The organism is Pseudomonas sp. 2995-1 (assembly GCF_002742505.1).
Lineage (GTDB): Bacteria > Pseudomonadota > Gammaproteobacteria > Pseudomonadales > Pseudomonadaceae > Aquipseudomonas > Aquipseudomonas sivasensis.
The window spans coordinates 1-331 of record NZ_LJSA01000461.1 but is presented as its reverse complement, the minus strand read 5'-3'; the positions used below and the strand labels follow the sequence as shown (position 1 = coordinate 331).

The window sequence follows — 331 nt, the reverse complement described above, 5'->3', positions numbered from 1 at the left end:
CTCTACAACAGTGATGCAGGTGTACATGTTCACTTCGAGATTCGTAAAGGTGGACATCCAGTAAATCCAATGGACTACATCGATCAGCCGATGACTGCTTTACCTTCAATGGACTCTGAAGAAGCGGCTGAGACACGTGGACCAGAGGAAGCACCAGAAAGTGCAGATAATAGACTCGAATCTTAAATCTAAGGCTTGAGATTCAATACTAAGAATCTACCTTACGATTTGAAAAAGTAAGTGAGTACACTCTATTGTTTGTACAAGTACAACCAAAGCACTAAGCAATTAAGAAATGAAGCATTTGTTCAGGAGAAAAATCTCTTGAAAT

At 39.6% G+C, this 331-nt stretch carries 1 pseudogene; it reads left to right on the top strand.

The features are described from left to right. Nucleotides 1-186: pseudogene (locus tag AOA61_RS31920) on the top strand (M23 family metallopeptidase); the annotation flags it as partial. Nucleotides 187-331 lie beyond the last annotated feature (145 nt).